At 37.3% G+C, this 21,586-nt stretch carries 13 protein-coding genes; 11 read left to right on the top strand and 2 right to left on the bottom strand.

Going from position 1 to position 21,586, the window contains the following annotated elements:
* Positions 1-4: 4 nt before the first annotated feature.
* Positions 5-610, bottom strand: a complete 606-nt coding sequence (locus tag EG344_RS10215) for a TetR/AcrR family transcriptional regulator (protein ID WP_123909342.1) — start codon at positions 608-610, stop codon at positions 5-7.
* Between the two features lie 118 nt (positions 611-728).
* Positions 729-1,145 carry an OsmC family protein gene (locus EG344_RS10210; protein ID WP_123909341.1) on the bottom strand — a complete coding sequence of 139 codons (417 nt, stop codon included), beginning with the start codon at positions 1,143-1,145 and terminating at the stop codon, positions 729-731.
* A 254-nt stretch (positions 1,146-1,399) separates the two neighbouring features.
* On the opposite strand from EG344_RS10210, the gene EG344_RS10205 reads away from it, so the two are divergent.
* From EG344_RS10205 to EG344_RS10155, 11 genes are all read left to right on the top strand, one after another.
* The gene (locus EG344_RS10205) at positions 1,400-2,278 is read left to right on the top strand and encodes an AraC family transcriptional regulator (RefSeq protein WP_123909340.1); all 879 of its coding nucleotides are present in this window, start codon (positions 1,400-1,402) and stop codon (positions 2,276-2,278) included.
* A gap of 379 nt (positions 2,279-2,657) precedes the next feature.
* Entirely contained in the window at positions 2,658-5,618 is a 2,961-nt protein-coding gene (locus EG344_RS10200; protein WP_123909339.1) for a SusC/RagA family TonB-linked outer membrane protein, read from the top strand.
* Between the two features lie 15 nt (positions 5,619-5,633).
* Positions 5,634-7,271 (top strand): SusD/RagB family nutrient-binding outer membrane lipoprotein, encoded by a 1,638-nt coding sequence (locus tag EG344_RS10195; RefSeq protein WP_123909338.1) that lies wholly within the window; start codon positions 5,634-5,636, stop codon positions 7,269-7,271.
* 151 nt (positions 7,272-7,422) lie between these two features.
* Positions 7,423-8,721, top strand: a complete 1,299-nt coding sequence (locus tag EG344_RS10190; protein ID WP_123909337.1) for an MFS transporter — start codon at positions 7,423-7,425, stop codon at positions 8,719-8,721.
* A 35-nt stretch (positions 8,722-8,756) separates the two neighbouring features.
* On the top strand, positions 8,757-9,728 hold the full coding sequence (locus EG344_RS10185) for a glycoside hydrolase family 130 protein (RefSeq protein WP_123909336.1): 972 nt from the start codon (positions 8,757-8,759) through the stop codon (positions 9,726-9,728).
* 122 nt (positions 9,729-9,850) lie between these two features.
* The gene (locus EG344_RS10180) at positions 9,851-12,082 is read left to right on the top strand and encodes a GH92 family glycosyl hydrolase (protein WP_123909335.1); all 2,232 of its coding nucleotides are present in this window, start codon (positions 9,851-9,853) and stop codon (positions 12,080-12,082) included.
* A gap of 32 nt (positions 12,083-12,114) precedes the next feature.
* Positions 12,115-13,542, top strand: coding sequence for a glycoside hydrolase family 125 protein (locus tag EG344_RS10175; RefSeq protein WP_123909334.1), 1,428 nt, complete (start codon positions 12,115-12,117; stop codon positions 13,540-13,542).
* Positions 13,543-13,651: 109 nt separating this feature from the next.
* Positions 13,652-15,808 (top strand): endo-beta-N-acetylglucosaminidase H, encoded by a 2,157-nt coding sequence (locus EG344_RS10170; RefSeq protein WP_123909333.1) that lies wholly within the window; start codon positions 13,652-13,654, stop codon positions 15,806-15,808.
* 62 nt (positions 15,809-15,870) lie between these two features.
* Positions 15,871-18,276, top strand: a complete 2,406-nt coding sequence (locus EG344_RS10165) for an endo-beta-N-acetylglucosaminidase H (RefSeq protein ID WP_123909332.1) — start codon at positions 15,871-15,873, stop codon at positions 18,274-18,276.
* A 118-nt stretch (positions 18,277-18,394) separates the two neighbouring features.
* Positions 18,395-19,258 (top strand): ROK family protein, encoded by an 864-nt coding sequence (locus tag EG344_RS10160; protein ID WP_228412899.1) that lies wholly within the window; start codon positions 18,395-18,397, stop codon positions 19,256-19,258.
* A gap of 21 nt (positions 19,259-19,279) precedes the next feature.
* Complete coding sequence (locus EG344_RS10155) at positions 19,280-21,562, top strand: GH92 family glycosyl hydrolase (RefSeq protein ID WP_123909331.1); 2,283 nt, start codon at positions 19,280-19,282, stop codon at positions 21,560-21,562.
* Positions 21,563-21,586 lie beyond the last annotated feature (24 nt).

Genomic DNA, 21,586 nt, shown 5'->3' with positions numbered 1-21,586 from the left:
CAATTTATGATGGAATAATTGTGAGTTCATGATCGATCATATCTTTTACCTTATCCAGAGCCTGGTTCAGGAATCGTTCATCATCCATGGTTTTTGAAAGTAAGATTCCCCCTTCAATAAGCATGATAAACAAAGACGCGTATTTATCAGCATTTATTGAAGCTTTCAATTCACTGTTTTTTTGTCCCTGAGTGATCACTGCAGATATTTTCTCCGTCCATAGGGTAAATGATTTCTGAACATATTCTTTAAGTGCAGGAAAGGAATCATCAGCTTCCGTTGCGGCATTCATTAGAGGACAACCTCCGTTTGAAAATACAGAACGCCAGTTTTTCCTGTAGAAAGATACAAAAGCATGAAGTTTATCAGTTGAGGTTAAGTATTGATCTCCAAGTGAATGGTTCATTACCTTACTCAGCAGTCCAGCATTGTATTTATACACTTCAATGGCTACCTGATCTTTATTTTCAAAGTTTCCATAAATGCTCCCTTTGGTTAGTCCGGTTGCCTGGGTAATATCTGACAGGGATGTAGCACTATAGCCTTTGGTATTGAACAAAGTAGCCGTTTTCTCAATGATAAATTGTTTTGTCTTTTCCGCTTTTGACATTTTAAACACTTAATTATGATGCAAATATACAAAAATATACCAAACGGTATATTTTATTTTAAAATGAAGTCTGAGAACGTATCAGAACTCAGACTTATTGTATTAATAGAGGAGCTTTTTAAGCTAACGTGGCATTCAGGGTAATTTCAAAGTTAAATGCTGCGCTAACCGGGCATCCTTCTTCTGCTATTTTAGCATATTTTTGAAATTCTTCTTCTGAAATCCCAGGTACCTTTGCGGTAAGGGTTAGTTCAGATTTTGTAATCTTTCCGATATTTGGATCAAGGGTGATTACCGACGTGGTGGTTAATTCTTCAGGAGTATAACCCGCTTGAGAAAGTTCTGCACTTAATTTCATCGTAAAACATCCGGCATGGGCAGCCGCCAGTAGTTCTTCAGGATTGGTTCCTACACCATCTGCAAAACGGCTGTTAAAAGAATATTGAGTCTGGTTTAAAGTGGTACTTTGGGTAGTAATGTGTCCTTTTCCTTCTTTAATGGTACCGTTCCAAACGGCTGTTGCGTTACGTCTCATACTGTTGGTTTTGATTAATATTAATTGATATTGATGTGAAAATTTATTTTCCTGATGAAAATTGTTCCGTATAAAGATACAAAAAAGCAATGCTTGAAGGAGATTAAATTACAGAAGCCTGATTTTATTCTGATATGCATCCCAAAATGATATAAAAAAAACGGTCAATATGTTTTTACATTGATATTATTTTATCATTTTTACAAAGATTTGTACTGTGAACGATATTTTAACCTTTTTTCAAAATTGGCTGCATGAACGGACTAGAAAATATTCTTAGAGAAATAACTCCACTATCTCCTGAAGACAGTTTTCTGGTGTTTGACAGGATCAAGGCTTCATTTGACTTTCCCTATCATTATCATCCGGAGATTGAAATTAATTTTGTGTACAAAGGAAAAGGATATCGCAGAATGATTGGGGATCATACAGGGGAGATCGGAGATATTGAATTGGTTTTAGTAGGTCCGAATTTACCACATTGTTGGGCCAATTATAAATGTAAAAACAGGAAGACCCACGAAATAACCATACAGTTTAATCAGGATTTTTTTAATCAGGCATTGATGCAAAAAAACATTCTGAAACCAATTAATCATCTGATTAAGGATTCGATCCGGGGAATTTTATTTTCTACGGAAACTGCTGAAAAACTAAAAGATTCGTTTCTCAATCTATCCAAGATGAACAGTTTTGAATCTTTCATAGAAATTATGAAAATTCTCAACGAGTTAGCCATTGCAGAAGATAAAACGCTTTTGTCTTCTTACAGTATTGAGCTTGAGACTTTTGATGATAATGATAAAATGAAAGTTATCCACGATTTTGTTCATAAGAATTTTGAGAATAAAATAACATTGGATACGGTAGCTTCATTGGTTAATATGAGTAACGTAACATTCAACAGATTCATTAAAAAAAGAACGGGTAAAACGTTTATCAATTATCTTAATGAAATCAGAATAAGCTATGCTGCCCGCTGGCTGATGGAAAAAAATCTTACTGTGTTTGAAATTGCTTTCGAAGCTGGGTTCAATAATATCGCGAACTTTAATAAAGTCTTTAAATCAATTAAAAAGACGACCCCTACTGAATTCAGAGAACACTTTAAAGGAGTTAAAAAAATTGAATAACGTTCTCCTTCTATTTTTGTTCTACACTCTTTGAGTTTTCTACATTTCTCAATATACTTTCATATTTAATGTTGAAAAAAAATAAGAAATAATTCCTCTTTTTTGATCGTTTCAATTTGGATTTAATTTTCTGATAATTAAATTGTTATGTGTTTTTAAATGAATAGACTGAAAAAATAATATCGTTTTATGATAAAATAGTATTATATCGGACTGGTTACAAAATTTAGATTTGTTAATGTGAATTAAATCTTAACAAAACTTTAAATAATTTAATACATAAACAGCAAAATATTGCTAAAAAAATAATAAAATTTTAGGTATTAAAATATAAAGTAATGTCATTGATTCTCAATTAAATCTAACTAATCTAAACCTTATGAGAAAAGCAGTTATACCGGTTCTATTTGTTTTTTCCCTTTCTGCCACTGCACAGGAAAAAAAAGCGGCCGACACTACGAAGACAACCGATATCCAGGAGGTCGTAGTCACCTCTTTGGGGGTTAAAAGGCAGGCTCGCGCTCTTACGTATTCCAGTCAGCAGATTGGCGGAGATGAGCTAACAGAAGTGAAAACTCCCAATTTTTTAAACTCAATCAGCGGAAAAGTTTCCAATGTACAGATCAATAGAACTAACGGTGTAGGAAGTTCGGTTAGGGTTTTAATGAGAGGAAATAAATCAGCCAGTAGCAGCCAGCCTTTATATGTAATAGATGGTATTCCCATTATTAACAGTGTTGGAAAATCTGCAGAGGCGAGCCAATACTCTACAATGCCGGATGCAGGAGATGTATTAAGCTCCATCAATCCAGATGATATTGAAAGTATCAACTTCTTAAAAGGTGCTTCCGCTTCTGCTCTTTATGGTTCTATTGGAGGGAATGGTGTAATTCTGATTACCACTAAAAAAGGAAAAGCAGGTAAAAGTTCTATAAGTTACAACACTAGTTTTACAGTAGATCAGGCCTATAGCCTTCCTAAGCTGCAGCATAGCTATCTTTCTTATGATCCCGCAGTTTCTGGCCAGGCTCCTGGTGTTTCGAATGAAAGCTGGGGAGCAAAAGGAGCTTCTAAGGATTATCTAAAAGATTTTCTACAAACTGGTACTACATGGGTTAATAGCCTTTCTTTTCAGTCAGGAACCGAAAAATCAACAAATTATTTCTCCATAGGGAATACCACAAATAAAGGAATTGTTCCTTCTTCTTATTTCGATCAGTACAATGTCTCTTTTAGAAATTCCAGCAAATATCTGAATGATAAATTAACGTTGGATGCTAATTTTATTGGCTCTATACAAAACAGTATCAACAGACAGACACCTGGTATTTCTTTTTCGCCATTAGTGAGTTTATATTGGTTGCCAAGAGGTGTAGATTTTGATCAGTATAATGATAGTAACTATTCTTTTATAGACAAAAAAAGATTATTACCTGCTCAGAATTGGTGGGCGATAGGACCAGATGGAAAATTCAACGGGAATCCTGCAACACAAAACCCTTATTGGGTATTAAACAGAAATAGAGTTACTGTTAATAACAAAAATACCTACAGTGCTGTATCTTTGGCCTATCAAATCAATCCATGGTTATCAGCAAGAGTAAGAGGGAATTATAGCTGGAATATTACAGATAGCCAAAGAGGTGTTTCTGCCTACTCAGATCCAATTCTGATAACGAGCAACGGAGAAAATGGAAGATTTCTTCAAAACAAATACGAAAACTCTTCTACTTATGGTGATGTTTTATTAGTAGGGAGTCCAAAATTAAGTGAAGACATTTCATTAGACTTTACAGTGGGTGGAAGTATCAATACCTCAAGAAATACAGTAACTGAAATTGATAATGCTTATTTGGCAATTCCGAATTTGTTTACGCTTAGTAATCTGCAGTGGAATGTAGATAGAGGAGTAGGAGATGGTTTTCATAATATAAGCTATAGTACCAAAAAACAAATACAGTCGGTTTTTGCAAGTGCATCTTTGGGGTATAAGAATATGTTCTTTGTGGATATGACTTTTAGAAATGACTGGGATTCCACTTTGGCTTATACAGGAACCAGTGGATATGATTATGAATCTGTGGATGCTAACGCTGTATTATCTTCAATCTTTAAACTTCCTGAAGCCATTAGCTTTTGGAAAATAAGAGGGTCCTATGCTACAGTAGGATTAGGACTGCCCGCAAATTTGACAACGGCTATGATTCCATATAATAGTGTTTATGGATACAATGTTGATGCCGGTCAAATTGTAAAACCTAAATATTCACTTGTAACAAATCCTGCTTACAAGGAATTATTTGTAAAACCAGAACTTAATAAGACTTTTGAAGCTGGAACTGAACTAAGATTGTTTAAAAACCGTTTAAGTTTTGATATCACCTATTATAATTCAAATGCTTCCAACCAGCTTTTGCCCCTTAATATTGACTCTAACTTAGGAGGTTTACCATCCGGTTCCTATTATATAAATGCCGGAAAAATACAAAATACAGGTTTTGAAGCTTCTCTATCCTATAAAATATTTGATTCAGAAAAATTTGGCTGGACGGCTAATTTAAATGGTTCTGCAAACAAAAATAAAATTGTAGAATTATTCCCTTCTAGGCTCAGTGGTCTTGAAAATCAGCTTCTTGCACTTACGGGTGGTGGTGTTTATACAAAACTTAAGTTGGGCGGATCTTTCGGAGACATTTATGGGGTTAAATTTTTGAGAGATGATCAGGGGCGAATTTTAGTAGATGCTGATGGAAAACCTATGGCAGATAAACAAATTGGTTATTTAGGGAATCCTAATCCTAAATTTATGTTAGGATTTAATAACTCTTTTAATATTGGAAAACTGGGGATTTCTTTTCTGATTGATGGAAAATTTGGCGGTCAAGTCCTTTCTCTTACAGAAAAAGCAAATGATATGATTGGGGTGAGCCAGAACAGTGCTTCTGCCAGAGATGCAGGGGGAGTAGCTATCCCGAATGCGGTATACGCACCAGGAACTCCAAATGCAGGAGCTGCCTATACTGGGTTAACTGATGCACAAGCTTATTATAAAGCGGTAGGAGCAAATCAGGAAGGAGCAGGAATTGATGAAGCCTATATCTATAGTGCAACCACTGTAAGGCTGCGCCAGGCATCTATAGGATATACTTTTGATATCAAATCTAGCTACCTAAAGAATGCAACGGTAAGTATCGTGGGAACAAACCTATTTTTCTTTTATAAAAAAGCACCGTTTGATCCTGAACAGGTTTCAGGAAACACCCCTGGTGGTGTAGGAGTAGATTCTTTTGGTATACCTATTACCAGATCTATCGGATTATCACTAAAAGCTAACTTCTAAATATTGAATACTAAAATGAAAATAATTAATATTAAAACTTATATACTTGGAGTAGCTGTGCTTTTTTCTGCCTCCAGTTGTATCGGAGACTTTGAAGAGTTTAATCAGCAGAAAGTTGGAGGTCCGGAAAATTTTTATGCAGATTTTACAGCCATTGTAAATCCTATGAAAGACATCCAAAGAGGTTTTCAGTCAGATTATCAGTTAGCGACCAATCTCAATGCAGATATGTTTAGTGGAATGTTTAGTACGGCATCACAGTTTAATGGAGGAACGAATAATCTTACTTATTTAATGATGGATGGCTGGAATAATAGAATCATTGCAAGACAGCGTGATGTTTTTAATAATTCTATTGTCATAGATGACGCGGCAAAATACAATTATCCCGGAATAGATTTTACAGCAACTTTTGCAGTTAAAAAAATATTAAAAATCCTTACAGCAGCAAGAGTTTCAGATCGCCATGGACCTGTAGTGTATAGTAAATATGATACTCCTAACGCAAACGGGATTACAGATTTTGATTCTCAGCAGGATGCTTACAATAATTTTATTACTGATCTTACCACTGCTATTTCTGATTTGCAAAAAGTACAAAATACTCCAGCAACACAGAATGTAGAAGATAAAGCTGTAGTAAAAAGAGCAGATTTGATCTATGGTGGAGATATTGCTAAATGGACAAAACTAGCCAACTCTCTAAAATTGAGATTTGCTTTGCGTATGAGTTATGCTGATCCCGCAAAATCAAAAAAATATGCTGAGGAAGTTTTTGCTTCTTCCGCAGGATTAATATCTGATAATGCAGATAATGCATTGATAAGTGTTGGGCAGCACGAATTAAGTTTTATTATCTATTCATGGGGTGATTGCTCTATAGGGGCACCCATAATGGCTTATATGAATGGCTTCAAAGACCCTAGAATTTCGGCGTATGCCAATACCGCAAAAGATCCGGCAACCTTTATAGCGGGTAAACCTCAATATATAGGAATACGCCAAGGTATTGATTTAATCAATGGGCAGCCAACCTATGGAGGATATTCTCAACCGGCAGCAAGAGCAGCAAGTGGAGATTATTTCTCCGGGACTGATGGAAAATTCAAATTGTTTACTGCCGCTGAAACTTGGTTTTTAAAAGCCGAGGCAGCTTTGAGAGGATATTCGGGCGCAGGTGATGCACAAGCTAATTATCAAGCGGGTATCACTCAGTCTTTTGGAGAATGGGGGAAAAGTTCTGATCTGGGTGCTTATCTTGCAGATGGTGTTTCTACAGAAGCTCCTTATATTGACCCTAAAAATGCAGCCAATAACGTTCTTGTGGGAGATGCTCAGTTAAGCACCATTACCATTGCCTGGAACAACAGCGATTCGAACGAAAAGAAACTTGAAAGAATCATCACTCAAAAATGGTTGGCGCTTTATCCGGATGGTCCTGAAGCATGGGCTGAACAAAGAAGAACAGGATACCCAATTTTGTTCAAAGTCAGAAAAAATGATAGTGGAGGATTAATTAGTACAGATCAGATGATTAGAAGAATTCCGTTCACAAATGATACAAAAAACTCGACTTTCAATTACGCACAAGCTGTTCAGCAATTAGGAGGCCCTGATAATGGAGGAACCAAGCTATGGTGGGATAAAAAATAATCAAATCACTTCAAAATACAGAGACATCTCATAAAGGATCATCATTCAGGCAGGAGATAAGCGTAGGATCTCCAAAAAATTTATAGTTTCGTTTTTTAGCCGGAATGAACCTTGAGATGTTCTCTTTTTCTTTAGAATCTTATTTTTAAATATGGGAAAAAACAACTCCGGAACCCGTCGGATTCAGCCAATTCTCTGGATATCCACATTATATTTTGCAATGGGAGTACCCTTTGTAACCATTAATGCGGTGTCGGGGATCATGTATAAGGATATGGGTGTTTCGGATTCACAGATCACATTCTGGACGGCTTTGATTATGTTTTCATGGACATTAAAGCCACTTTGGAGCCCTTTTCTGGAGATCTATAAAACTAAAAAATTCTTTGTTGTTTCTACCCAGTTTGCCATAGGAATTCTTTTTGCTTTGGTTGCCTTAAGTCTGCCTTTGCACGACTTTTTCAAATACAGCATTGCTCTTTTTGCAGTAGTTGCATTTTGTGGAGCAACCCATGATGTAGTAGCAGACGGAACGTATATTGGTTTTCTGAGTAATAAGGAACAGGCTAAGTACATTGGTTGGCAGGGCGCATTTTACAACCTGGCCAAAATTATCAGTAGTGGAGCTTTGGTGTATGCTGCCGGAGTGTTGGAAAAAACAAAAGGAGTTACCCATGCCTGGATGATTATTATGGTGATCTATGCATTATTATTTTTTGCATTAGCGATATATCACTATTTCATTCTGCCAAAAGAAAATAAAGAAGAAAATAAAGAAGAAAAAACGGCAGGTAATATCCGTAAAGAATTATTGGAAGTCATTACTTCCTTCTTTACCAAGAAGAAAATACTGTGGTGTATTTTGTTCATTATCTTGTATCGTTTTGCAGAAGGTTTTGCAATAAAGATTGCTCCTTTATTTTTTAAAGCTCCAAGAACTTCAGGTGGATTAGGGTTGTCAACTTCAGATATCGGGCTTATTTATGGAACTTATGGTTCTGCGGCATTCATTCTGGGATCTGTTTTGGCTGGATATTTTATTTCAGCCCGCGGATTGAAAAAATCATTGATATGGCTGTGCTGTGCATTTAATATTCCGTTTGTGGTATATGCATTACTGGCTTATTATCAGCCGGTTGATCTTTTACCTGTAGGAATGGCTGTAGTGGTAGAGTATTTTGGATATGGATTTGGTTTTGTGGGATTGATGCTCTATATGATGCAGCAGATTGCTCCCGGAAAACATAAAACAGCCTATTATGCCTTTGCCACAGGAATTATGAACCTTGGAGTAATGATACCGGGAATGTTCAGTGGGATGATTAGTGACTGGGTAGGATATAAAATATTCTTTATCTGGGTGCTGATCGCTACCATTCCTGCATTCCTTGTCACCCTGTTTGTTCCTTTCCCTTATTCAGAAAATCAGAAAGAAGAAATAATCAATTAATAAACAAATTTTAAATAAAAAAGTAAAAATACTTTATGACAGCTCAATCAGTAATGATCCCTTGGCAGGATCGCCCGGAAGGTTGTAATGATATTATGTGGAGGTTTTCCGAAAACCCGATCATTAACAGATATGCAATACCAACATCCAATAGTATATTCAATAGTGCAGTAATTCCTTTTGAAGATGGATTTGCAGGGGTATTCCGTTGCGATAATAAAGCCGTACAGATGAATATCTTTGCAGGGTTCAGTAAAGATGGAATCAATTGGGAGATCAATCATGATCCTATTGAAATGCAGGCAGGAAATACCGATATGATTGAATCCGACTACAAATATGATCCGCGTGTTACCTTTATAGAAGACCGATACTGGATCACATGGTGTAACGGATACAATGGACCTACTATTGGAATTGGATATACTTTCGATTTTAAAGAATTTTTCCAGTGTGAAAATGCATTCCTTCCCTTCAACAGAAACGGAGTCCTTTTCCCGGAAAAAATCAATGGTAAATATGCGATGTTGAGCCGCCCAAGTGACAACGGACATACTCCTTTTGGAGATATTTATATCAGCTACAGTCCTGATATGAAATATTGGGGTGAGCACCGTTGTGTGATGAAAGTTACTCCTTTCGAAGACAGTGCGTGGCAGTGTACTAAGATTGGTGGTGGACCGGTTCCTATCAAGACAGAAGAAGGATGGTTATTGTTTTATCATGGAGTAATCAACACTTGTAGAGGATTCAGATATTCAATGGGAGCTGCTTTGCTTGATCTTGAAGATCCTACAAAAGTATTGTATAGGACAAAACCTTATTTATTGGCTCCGGCAGAGGTGTACGAATTAACAGGAGATGTACCGAATGTGGTTTTTCCTTGTGCAGCTTTAACGGAGGGAGACAAAGTAACAGTATATTATGGGGCAGCCGATACTGTAGTGGCAATTGCCTTTGGGTATATCTCAGAAATTATTGATTTTATGAAAAAGAATTCAATCTAATCATTCTAAGATGAAAAAAATATGTTAACCAGCTTAATTTCTCTGCTTTTTGGGATCTTTGTAATGGTTTTCATATTTTTAAACAAACTTTTAAATTAAAAAATCTCTGATACTCTCTTATCATGAAAAAAGAATTGCTGATCTGTTTTTTTACATCCCTGATTTCCATAGCGAATGCCCAACAAAATAAGAATGACATTTTATCCTGGGTAGATCCGTTTATAGGGACAGGAGGACATGGACATACCTTTCCGGGGGCCACTACACCATTCGGAATGATTCAGCTGAGTCCGGATCAAAATACCAAAAGTGGAGATTGGGACTGGTGTTCCGGATACCACTACAGCAGTAAGACGATCATGGGATTCAGCCATAACCATCTGAGCGGAACTGGGTGGGCAGATCTTGGAGATATTCTGGTAATGCCAACTGTGGGACAGGTAAAAATGGTTCCCGGATCAGAAGATAAACCTGAAACCGGATATCGTTCAACATTCACTCATGATAAAGAAACCGCAGCTCCGGGGTATTATTCCGTAATGCTGGATAGCTATGGAGTGAAAGCAGAATTGACAACCTCTCCAAGAGTCGGTTTTCATAAATATACCTTTCCGAAAACTGATGAAGCCAATATTATTATTGATCCTACAAATAAGATCTTCGGAAATATTTACCATACATTGGTAAGCGTAGAAGGTAATAACAGAATAAAAGGATATTGCTACAGTAATGGCTGGGGTGGAAAAAGATTTGCCTATTTCGTGATGGAATTTTCCAAACCGTTTAAATCTTATGGAGTATATGCTGAAGGGAAAATAAAGAACAATGAAAAAATTGCGCTGGCAAAAGATGCCAAAGCCTTTGTAAGGTTTGCTACAGAAGATCAGGAAAGTATTGAAGTAAAAGTTTCTTTATCTCCGGTAAGCACAGAAAATGCACAGGAAAACTTTGATACAGAAGCGAAAAATGTGGATTTTGCAAAAGCTAAAGAAACTGCACAAAAAACATGGCGGGATCTTATCGGAAGATTCCAGGTAACCGGGGGAACAGATAGTCAGAGAAAAATCTTCTATACAGGAGTTTATCATACATTTATTGCTCCGAATCTGTATATGGATGTTAACGGAGACTATGTAGCAGCCGAGGAAAATATGAATACGAAATGGTTTACGAATTACAGTACCTATTCATATTGGGATGGTTTCAGAGCTACTCATCCATTATTGACTATTATGGATCAAAAACATACCAAGGAATTTGCTAACTCTCTCATCAGCAGATATACTGATCGTAAAGATCATATGCCGATCTGGGAACTATGCGGATATGATAATTTCTGTATGCTGGGTTATCACAGCGCATCGGTAATCTGGGATGCTATTTCCAAAGGAGTACCTGGTATTGATGGTGAAAAAGCTTTTGCAGCCATGAAAGATGCTTCTCTGACAGATAAAATGAGCAGCAGTGATGGAGGCGGAGGGCTTAATGATTATATTAAGCTAGGATATACTCCTTCAGAAAATGGGGCTTCTGTCTCTGCAACATTAGAATATTCCTATGATGACTGGTGTATTCAGCAGTTGGCAGAAAAATTAGGAAAAAAAGAGGAAGCTGAAGTATACAGAAAACGCTCCATGAACTTCCTGAATACTTTCAATAAAGAAAATAACCATTTCTGGCCGAGACAAAAAAATGGAAAATTTCTGGCAGATTTTCCTCTTAATGACTGGAAAAAGCTTCAGCCACATTGGGTTTCCGGAAATATCTGGGCTTATGATTTCTTTGTTCCACATCAAATCGATGAAATGATGAATCTGTATGGCGGAAAGAAAGGATTTGAAGAAAAACTGGATAAAACATTTACTGAAAACCTTAAAATGGAAGGAGAGCAGCATGTTGATATTTCCGGATTCATCGGGTCTTTAGGATTTGGAGATGAGCCGGGACATCATGTTCCATACCTGTACAACTATGCTGGAAGTCCTTATAAGACACAAAAGATGGTAAAATACATCCGTGATAATATGTATGCTGCCAAACCTGATGGAATTGTGAATAATGAAGACTGTGGACAAATGTCAGCATGGTATATTTTCTCTTCATTAGGATTTTATCCTGTTACACCTGGAAAACCTGTTTATTCGATTGGAGCCCCTCAGTTCCCGAAAGCTTCATTACAATTGGAAAACGGAAAAACATTCACAGTGATTGCTGATAAAATATCAGATAAAAATATCTATGTACAGAAAATGTTCCTGAACGGAAAAGAGTACAAAAGCTGGGAACTGAACCATAGTGACATCATGAACGGTGGAGAGCTGAGATTTGTCATGGGAAGTAAGCCTGTAAAATAAGACTAATAAAAATAAACGAAACAAAAGTATCAATGGAAAGGAGAAATTTTATTAAAACAAGTGCACTGGCAGGAGCCGGATTGCTGTTTACTCAAAATGTTTTTGCAAAAACCCTGGCTACGGAAGGTTTTCCTGTTGTCCGTGTTCCTAAAGATAAAAGACATTTTACCAGTGAATCCGTAGAAAGTGCTATTGCAGCTTTTAAAAAGAAAGTAAACAATAAAGAGCTAAGCTGGCTTTTTGAAAACTGTTTTCCAAATACATTAGATACTACTGTTTTTTATAGTGAAAGCAACGGTACACCGGATACTTATGTGATTACGGGAGATATTGATGCGATGTGGCTTCGCGATAGTTCTGCACAGGTTTTTCCTTATCTGCAGTTCTCAAAGAAAGATGAAAAACTTCACAAGTTGATTTCAGGAGTAATCCATAAGCAAACAACTTTCATCCTGAAAGATCCTTATGCCAACGCATTTTATAATGATGACAAGAAGATAAGCAAATGGAAAGAGTATGACCACACCGATATGAAGCCGGGAACTCATGAAAGAAAATGGGAGATCGATTCATTGTGTTATCCTATTCGTTTGGCATATCATTTCTGGAAAACAACAGGAGATACAAAACCTTTTGATGCTAACTGGCTACAGGGAATTAAACTTACTTTGCAGACCTTTATAGCACAGCAGAGGAAAAAAGATTTAGGACCTTATAAATTTGAGCGTACAACATCCTGGGCTACTGACGGAGTTCCTATGGGCGGATATGGTTATCCAACAAAACCTGTAGGGCTTATCAGTTCTATGTTCCGTCCAAGTGATGATGCTACGATCTATGGATTCCTGATTCCTTCTAACTTATTTGCAGTAGTAAGTTTACGCCAGGCCGCAGAAATGGTGTCTCAGATTAAAAATGAAAAAACGTTGGCTCAACAACTGAACAGCCTGGCTGATGAGGTAGATGCAGCCATCAAAAAATACGGAATTTACAATCATCCTGAATTTGGAAAAATATATGCTTTTGAGGTGAATGGCTTTGGAAGTTATAACCTGATGGATGATGCCAATTGTCCAAGCCTGTTAGGATTACCTTATCTGGATGCGGTGAAAGCTGACGACGCTGTTTATCAGAACACGAGAAAATTCGTGTGGTCGGAAAATAACCCATTCTTCTTCAAAGGAAAGCTGGCAGAAGGGATAGGAGGTCCACATATCGGACTTGACATGATCTGGCCAATGAGTATCATTATGAAAGCGCTCACTACAAAAGATACAAGTGAGATCAGATGGTGCATCAATACCTTACAGAAAACGCACGGAGGGACAGGCTTTATGCATGAATCCTTCCATAAAGACAATGACAAAAAATTCACCAGAGAATGGTTTGCATGGGCCAATACCTTATTTGGAGAATTGCTATGGAAAACCTTTAACGAAAACCCTGAGCTACTGACATAGCCCCATATTTTATACGGCTTATTTACTTAAGATGCTTTCCTCAAAAAGAAAGGATCAGGAGAATGCTATATAAAATTCAGACACCAAAACATCTTAAAAAAATTATACAATGAAAAAAAAATCCATCCTTACCGCACTGATGGCCATGGCGCTTCAGTCTGGTGCTTTTCTTAATGCACAACAGCTTAATCCTAAAGGAATATGCTATGTGGAAGTGAACAACAATAACCTCCTGAATGCAGGAGCATATAAACTGCAAACATCGAATAGTTACCTGTTCAATGTGGTCAATATTTTTGCGGCTAATATTAATTATGATACCAGCCGTGGAAGAGCCTATCTGTACTCTAATAATAATGTGACTAAGGTTCTTACCAATGCAGATACCTACATAAAGCCATTGCAGCAGAAAGGAATGAAAGTGGTCCTTACCATTCTGGGAAATCACCAGGGAGCAGGAATATGTAATTTTCCTACCCGTGAGGCAGCAAAAGACTTTGCATTACAATTAGCCAATACAGTAAATACTTATGGTCTGGATGGGATTGATTTTGATGATGAATATTCAGACTATGGAAATAATGGGACCGGGCAGCCTAATGACAGTTCCTTCGTTATGCTTGTTCAGGAACTAAGAGCATTACTTCCGGATAAGATCATTTCATTCTATTATTATGGAGATGCTGCTTCAAGACTTTCCTGGAACGGAGCCCGAGTAGGAGATAATATCAATTACAGCTGGAATGCGATGTACGGAACATTTTCCGCACCTAATGTTCCGCCTCTTACCAAAGCACAGATTTCTCCGGCAGCAGTATGGCTTGGGAATACTTCCAATTCTACTACCACCAGTCTGGCTACCCAAACAAAAAACGGGGGGTATGGATTATATCTTTGGTATGATCTTAAAGGAACCAATCAAACGTCACAACTTTCAGCAGGTACCCAGACATTATATGGTGAACCAACGGTTTTAAGCGGGACTTTACAATCATGGACCCAAGGAACCAATTGTGATGCTCCTATCGGATTATACACCAGCAATCTTACCGGAACAAGTGCTAAATTAAACTGGTCTACGGTAGGAACCAATACTTATGATATTGATTATAAACCAGCCTCTTCAACAACATGGACGAGTGCCGCTACAGCAGTTAACTCTAGTTCAATCACCGTTTCAGGACTAGCCGCTAATACCGAATACGATTGGAGAATCAGAACAAACTGTAGCGTAAAAAGTACATATATGTTTGCTCCAAGATTCAATAGCGGATCTGGAACAACGGCACCTACAGGTTCTTATGCTCTGTCTTTGGATGGAAGCACTGAATCCGGAGCAGCCGGAAATATGAACTTAAATGGTTCCACATTATCTTTCGAAGGCTGGATCAAACCTTCATCTTTTAAATCAGCATCCCCATACATCTCATCAATCATGGGAACGGAGGTAAGTGATAGCAATTCAGCGTTCTTGCGATTAGGAGATGCCAGCCTTGCCAATAATAAGCTTCAATTTGTAATAAGTGTCAATAATGTACAGCAAAAACTAGCTTCTGCTACTGCTTTGAATGCCAATACATGGTACCATGTGGCAGCAACCTATGATGGAAGTACGATGAAACTTTATATCAATGGTGCTTTGGATGTAAGTAAAGCACAAACCGGAAATATAAGTTCCAACGGAGCTTTCAATGTAGGATATTTATATAACACTTCCAGAAACTTCAATGGTAAAATAGATGAGGTCAGAGTTTGGAAACGTGCATTGAGCCAGACGGAAATCAGTCAGAATATGTGTAATGTATCTGTTCCTGCTTCTTCCCTTGCAGCTTACTGGAAGTTTAACGAGGGGAGTGGTTCTACCGTTCAGGATAGCTCAGGGAATGGTGTGACTCTAAGCTTGACAGGGGTAGATGCTTCCAACTGGGTAACTGATCTTCCATGTGCGACAGGGACTTCAAAATTATCAAGTAATACAATAGTTCAAAGAGGAATCAGTTCCGGAGAAATCAAAAGTAGTAATCAGATAAAATTGTATCCGAATCCTGTAAGCAAAGCTTCTTCATTTACGGTTTCAGTTCCTGATGAATACAACAAAGGAAAATTGACAATCTATGATTTTAACGGAAGAATGATAGACACAAAATCATTGAACACCGGAGATAATCATTATGAATCCTCAGGGCTTTCAACAGGAAATTATATCCTTCAGTTTGAATCCCAGAATGGAGGTAAAAAGCAGACCGAAAAATTAATAGTAAAATAATAAATCAGTCATTGGGTCTCAGGCCCAATGGCTTTTTCTCATTTTAATAAAATTAATAGACTATGAAAAAAAAATCCTTTCTTATTCCCCTGATGGCCCTGATGCTTCAAGCCGGGTCTCAACTCAAAGCCCAACAGCTCAATCCCTTGGGAGTATGTTATGTGGAGGTAAATAACAATAACATGCTGAATGCAGGTTCTTATACTCTACAAACCACCAACAGGCAGCTTTTTGATGTTGCTATTATCTTCGCTGCCAATATCAACTATGATGTTTCTAAAAGCAGAGCGTATATCTCAAATAATAATAACGTTACCAAAGTATTAAATGATGTAAATACCTATGTAAAACCTTTACAACAAAAAGGAATTAAGGTATTGCTGGACCTTTTAGGAAATCATCAGGGAGCTGGGATCTCCAATTTTCCTAATCGTGAAGCAGCCAAAGACTTTGCTTTACAGGTAGCTCATACAGTATATACTTATGGTTTAGATGGAGTGGATCTGGATGATGAATACGCAGGATATGGAAATAATGGGACAGGACAGCCTAATAACAGTTCTTTTGTAATGTTGCTGCAGGAGCTTAAAGCTGCAATGCCTGATAAGCTGATTACATTCTATTATTATGGACCTGCAACTTCAAGACAAACTTATAATGGGGATTTAGCAGGAAATTATATCAACTATAGCTGGAACGCGATGTATGGAACTTATGTTGCTCCAAATGTTTCTCCTCTTGATAAATCAAAACTCTCTCCTGCGGCAATTTGGATACAAAATTCAAATCCACAGTCTACTTCAGCGTCTACACTGGCATCTTTAGCTACCAGTACTAAAAATGACGGATATGGTGTATTTATGTGGTACGATTTAGGAGGAACCAATATGGCAAATTATCTAAGTACCGGTTCCAATATTCTTTATAATGAAGATACTCAATTAAGCGGACAATTGTATTCATGGAGCCAGGGCCAAACCTGTGATCCGCCATTAGGGTTGGATGTAAGTAATGTAACAGGAACTTCAGCTAAATTAAACTGGACGTCTAATGCTTCTCAAACCTATAATATTGATTATAAACCCGCCAATTCAACAACCTGGACCAATGTAGCAAGCAATTATTCAGGAGGTAATGTAGTCATCAATAATCTGACTATGAACACGGATTATGATTGGAGAATACAATCAAACTGCTCCCCAACTTTAACCAGTACCTACCTTTTTGCTCCAAGATTCAATTCCGGAAACGGATGTGCAACACCTTCGGGACTAGTATCAGGAAGCTATCTTGGAAATTCTGCTCAATTGTCATGGGATGCCGGAACTGCATCTTCTTATACATTACAGTACAAAACAACAGCAGCCACGTCATGGTCTGAAGTTCAGAATATATCAACCAATACTTATTCACTGCAAAATCTTACTCCTAATACAACTTATGTATGGAAAGTACAGACAGCATGTAACGGAGGAACAACAAGTACTTATTCAGGAGAAGGATCTTTCAATAGTGGCTTTGCACCTGTGGTAAGTCCTGGTCCAAGATCACTTTCTTTTAACGGAAGCACAAATTACCTGAATGCCGGACAATTCAATTTAAGTGGAAATGCAGTAACGATTGAAGGATGGGTAAAAGTAAATGCTTTTAAAACAGCTTTCCCTAATATTTCATCAGTGCTTGGCATTGAAGTGGGAGATAATAATTCTGCAATGCTTAGATTTGGAGACGGCAACCTGGCGAATAATAAACTTCAGTTTATATTGAGCTTTGGTTCCTCACAGACGAAAATCAATACCAATACAGCATTTAATACCAATACATGGTATCATGTGGCGGCAACGTATGATGGAACAGCGATGAAATTGTATGTGAACGGTAATCTTGATGCAACTACACCTGTTACAGGTAACTTTACCGCCAATGGTATTCTTTATTTAGCAAGAAATTATGATAATTCCCGTGCGCTTAATGGTTCTTTGGATGAATTCAGAGTGTGGAAGAGAGCATTAACAGCCCAGGAAATTATGAATAACAGCTGTAACGTGGCAGCGAACTCACAAGGACTGGAGGCCAACTGGAAAATGGATGAAGGAAGTGGAGCAGGAGCTTTGGATGCTACTGCAAATACTCACTTTGCCACATTGGTGAATATGAGTGATACCAATTGGAAAACAGAGGTTCCCTGCAACGCTTCATTGTCTGTACGAGATCTTGAATCTGTAAAAGAAAACAATACCGTTTATCCGAACCCCGTTAAAAGAGGAAGTGATATTCATTTTACAGGTACCGATAGCTCCAGCGAAGTTTCATTCTATGATATTTCAGGGAAATTATTGAAAAAGCAGGAAATTAATCAAAATAATAATACAGTGAATACACAGGATTTAACCAGTGGTACTTATATTTACAAGATTACATCCTCAAAAAATAAAGTGGTATCATCAGGTAAAATCATCGTAAAATAAAAATCAGTTGATGAAGATTTTATCTGGAAAATAAAAGAGACTGTAAAGCAGGCAGACAAGCAGTATCTTGTTTGTCTGTTTTTTAAGTCAATAGAACAGCTTGAATTTAAAATAAAAAATGATGCAGAATATATTAGGAATCGATATTGGCGGCTCACATATTACATTGGCACAGGTAGATCCTGAAAAAAGAGAAATTATCACTTCAACGTATGTAAGAGAGCACGTTAATTCTTTTGATAATAAAGAAACCATTTTTTCAGCCTGGGCTTCAGCTATTGAGAAAGCGGCCCATGATCTGGTGAAAGAAGATCTTTTACTTGGAATTGCTATGCCGGGGCCTTTCGACTATGAAAAGGGAATCTCTCTAATGCAGCAAGGGAAATTTATTGATATACACCAGGTCAATATAAAAGAAGAACTGGCGAATAGATTATCCATTTCTTCAAAGCAGATTCATTTTGTAAATGATGCTGCTGCCTTTATGGAAGGAGAAGTATTTGGAGGCTGTGTTCAGGGCTTTAAAAGAGTTTTTGGAGTAACACTGGGTACAGGATTGGGAACCACATTTTATAACGGAGAATTTGCGACCGATGAAGACTTATGGGACTCACCATTTAAAGACTCAATATGTGAAGATTACCTAGCTACACGCTGGTTTGTAAATAGGTATGAGAAACTTACCGGAGAGAAAATTTCAGGAACTAAAGATCTTTTGGATAAACCTTTAGAAATACAGCAAAAGATGTTTGATGAATATGCAGATTCTTTCTCCGATTTTATTGTAAAATATGTAGATCATTACAAACCGGAAGTTTTAGTTATAGGAGGAAATATCGCAAAAGCGTATCCTCATTTTGAGCAAAGATTTATTCAGAATCTAATAAAGAATAATATTAACTTGCAGGTTAAAATTTCGGCCATCTTTGAAGATGCGGCCATTCTGGGAGCGGCCAGCTATGCATTAAAAAAGCTTATATAAATTAACAAACGAAACGATACAATGAAGTCTATTTTTTCTACTTGCTTTCTTTTATTACAGGCCTTAGTGTTTGGTCAGAATATATCTCCTGTAGATTATGTGAATCCATTGATGGGAACCCAATCCAAACCCTCATTATCCAACGGAAATACCTATCCGGCAGTTGGGCTTCCATGGGGGATGAATCTCTGGACGGCACAAACCGGAAAGATGGGTGACGGATGGGCCTACACTTACGATGCCGATAAAATAAAAGGATTCAAACAAACCCATCAACCCTCTCCCTGGATGAATGATTATGGCGCATTTTCCATCATGCCGGGAGTAGGAAAATTAAAATTTAAAGAAGACGACAGAGCAAGTTGGTTCAGTCATAAAGCTGAGGTTGCAACCCCTTATTTCTATAGTGTTTATTTAGCAGATATCAATGTAACTACAGAATTTACCCCTACGGAAAGAGCTTCTTTTTTCAAATTTGATTTCCCGAAAACAGATAGTGCATATATAGTTATTGATGCCCTGAATAAAGGTTCATACATCAAAATAGTACCCAAAGAAAGAAAAATTCTGGGGTATACTACCCGATATTCCACAGGGAAATATGAAAATTTTAAAAACTATTTTGTCATCCAGTTTGATAAAGACTTTGAACTGACAAAAACATGGAAAGATGATAACTTGGTGAATGATAAGTTGGAGATTACCAGCGATCATACCGGAGCAATAGTTGGCTTTAAACTGAAAAATAAAGAAACCGTTTATGCAAAAGTTGCCTCTTCATTCATCTGTTTTGAGCAGGCTGAGCTTAATCTTAAAAGAGAAATCGGGAACAGAAATTTTGATCAGGTAAAGACCGATGCTAAAAATATCTGGAATACAACTTTAGGAAAAATAGAAGTAAAAGGAGGAACAGATCAACAGATGAGAACCTTTTATTCCTCATTATACAGAACTTTATTCTTTCCTCAAAAATTATACGAGATCGATGCTCAGAATAAAATAAAGCACTGGAGTCCTTACAACGGAAAAATTACAGACGGGAGAATGTTTGCAGGAACAGGATTCTGGGACACTTTCCGCGCTTTATATCCTTTTCTGAATCTGGTATATCCAAGCATCAATGTAGAAATGCAGGAAGGATTAGCCAATGCTTATAAAGAAGGAGGATTTTTACCAGAGTGGAGCAGTCCGGGATATTCTGATATTATGATCGGAAACAATTCCGCTTCCGTAGTAGCAGATGCGTATATCAAAGGACTTCGCGGCTTTGATGTGGAAACCCTTTGGCAGGCAGTAAAACATGGTGCCAACAATGAAGGTCCGATGAAAGCAGTAGGACGTGCAGGAGTAAAATATTACAATGAATTAGGCTATGTTCCTTATGATGTAAAAATTAATGAGAATGCAGCCAGAACATTAGAATACGCTTATGATGATTTTGCAATCTATCAATTAGGAAAGGCATTAGGAAAACCTGCCTCAGAAATTGATATTTACAAAAAAAGAGCGTATAATTACAAAAATCTGTTTGATAAGGAAACAGGATTGATGCGTGGTAAAAATAAAGACGGTAATTTTCAGAAACCTTTCAATCCTTTTAAATGGGGAGATGCTTTTACAGAAGGCAATAGCTGGCATTATACCTGGTCGGTTTTCCAGGATATCAATGGTCTTTCAGAACTAATGGGCGGTAAAAAGAAATTTGAAGCCAAGTTGGATGAGGTATTTTCTTTACCACCGGTTTTTGATGACAGCTATTATGGTGGAGTGATCCATGAGATCAGAGAAATGCAGATTATGAATATGGGGCAGTATGCTCACGGAAATCAGCCTATTCAGCACATGATCTATCTGTACAATTATGCCGGGGCACCTTACAAAACTCAATATTGGGCAAGACAGGTAATGAACAAGCTGTATCAGGCTACTCCGGATGGGTATTGTGGAGACGAAGATAATGGGCAGACTTCCGCATGGTATATTTTCTCAGCATTAGGTTTTTATCCGGTAACACCGGCAACAGATCAATATGTGTTGGGAGCACCATTGTTTAAAGAAGCAACCATTCACCTGGAAAATGGCAAGAAAATTGAAATAAAAGCACCGGAAAATAATGCTGAAAATTTATATGTAAAATCATTGAATGTAAATCAGCAACCTTATTCCAAAAATTGGTTAAGTCATAAAGAATTAATCAAAGGAGCGGTTTTAGACTTTAAAATGGATAGTAAACCGAATACTGACAGAGGAACGCAGGAAAAAGATTTCCCCTATTCAATGTCAAAAGAAGAGTCAGGTAAATAATTTTTAATTAAGAGAAAAAAGATA

It is taken from the genome of Chryseobacterium sp. G0162, assembly GCF_003815715.1.
Taxonomy (GTDB): Bacteria; Bacteroidota; Bacteroidia; order Flavobacteriales; family Weeksellaceae; genus Chryseobacterium.
The sequence above is the reverse complement of the archived record's forward strand: the minus strand, read 5'-3'. Positions and strand labels throughout refer to the sequence as shown.

Bases quoted from the DNA above. Each gene is read 5' to 3' on its own strand.
- EG344_RS10215 (WP_123909342.1), bottom strand. From the start codon at position 610: ATGTCAAAAGCGGAAAAGACAAAACAATTTATCATTGAGAAAACGGCT.
- EG344_RS10210 (WP_123909341.1), bottom strand. From the start codon at position 1,145: ATGAGACGTAACGCAACAGCCGTTTGGAACGGTACCATTAAAGAAGGA.
- EG344_RS10205 (WP_123909340.1), top strand. From the start codon at position 1,400: ATGAACGGACTAGAAAATATTCTTAGAGAAATAACTCCACTATCTCCT.
- EG344_RS10200 (WP_123909339.1), top strand. From the start codon at position 2,658: ATGAGAAAAGCAGTTATACCGGTTCTATTTGTTTTTTCCCTTTCTGCC.
- EG344_RS10195 (WP_123909338.1), top strand. From the start codon at position 5,634: ATGAAAATAATTAATATTAAAACTTATATACTTGGAGTAGCTGTGCTT.
- EG344_RS10190 (WP_123909337.1), top strand. From the start codon at position 7,423: ATGGGAAAAAACAACTCCGGAACCCGTCGGATTCAGCCAATTCTCTGG.
- EG344_RS10185 (WP_123909336.1), top strand. From the start codon at position 8,757: ATGACAGCTCAATCAGTAATGATCCCTTGGCAGGATCGCCCGGAAGGT.
- EG344_RS10180 (WP_123909335.1), top strand. From the start codon at position 9,851: ATGAAAAAAGAATTGCTGATCTGTTTTTTTACATCCCTGATTTCCATA.
- EG344_RS10175 (WP_123909334.1), top strand. From the start codon at position 12,115: ATGGAAAGGAGAAATTTTATTAAAACAAGTGCACTGGCAGGAGCCGGA.
- EG344_RS10170 (WP_123909333.1), top strand. From the start codon at position 13,652: ATGAAAAAAAAATCCATCCTTACCGCACTGATGGCCATGGCGCTTCAG.
- EG344_RS10165 (WP_123909332.1), top strand. From the start codon at position 15,871: ATGAAAAAAAAATCCTTTCTTATTCCCCTGATGGCCCTGATGCTTCAA.
- EG344_RS10160 (WP_228412899.1), top strand. From the start codon at position 18,395: ATGATGCAGAATATATTAGGAATCGATATTGGCGGCTCACATATTACA.
- EG344_RS10155 (WP_123909331.1), top strand. From the start codon at position 19,280: ATGAAGTCTATTTTTTCTACTTGCTTTCTTTTATTACAGGCCTTAGTG.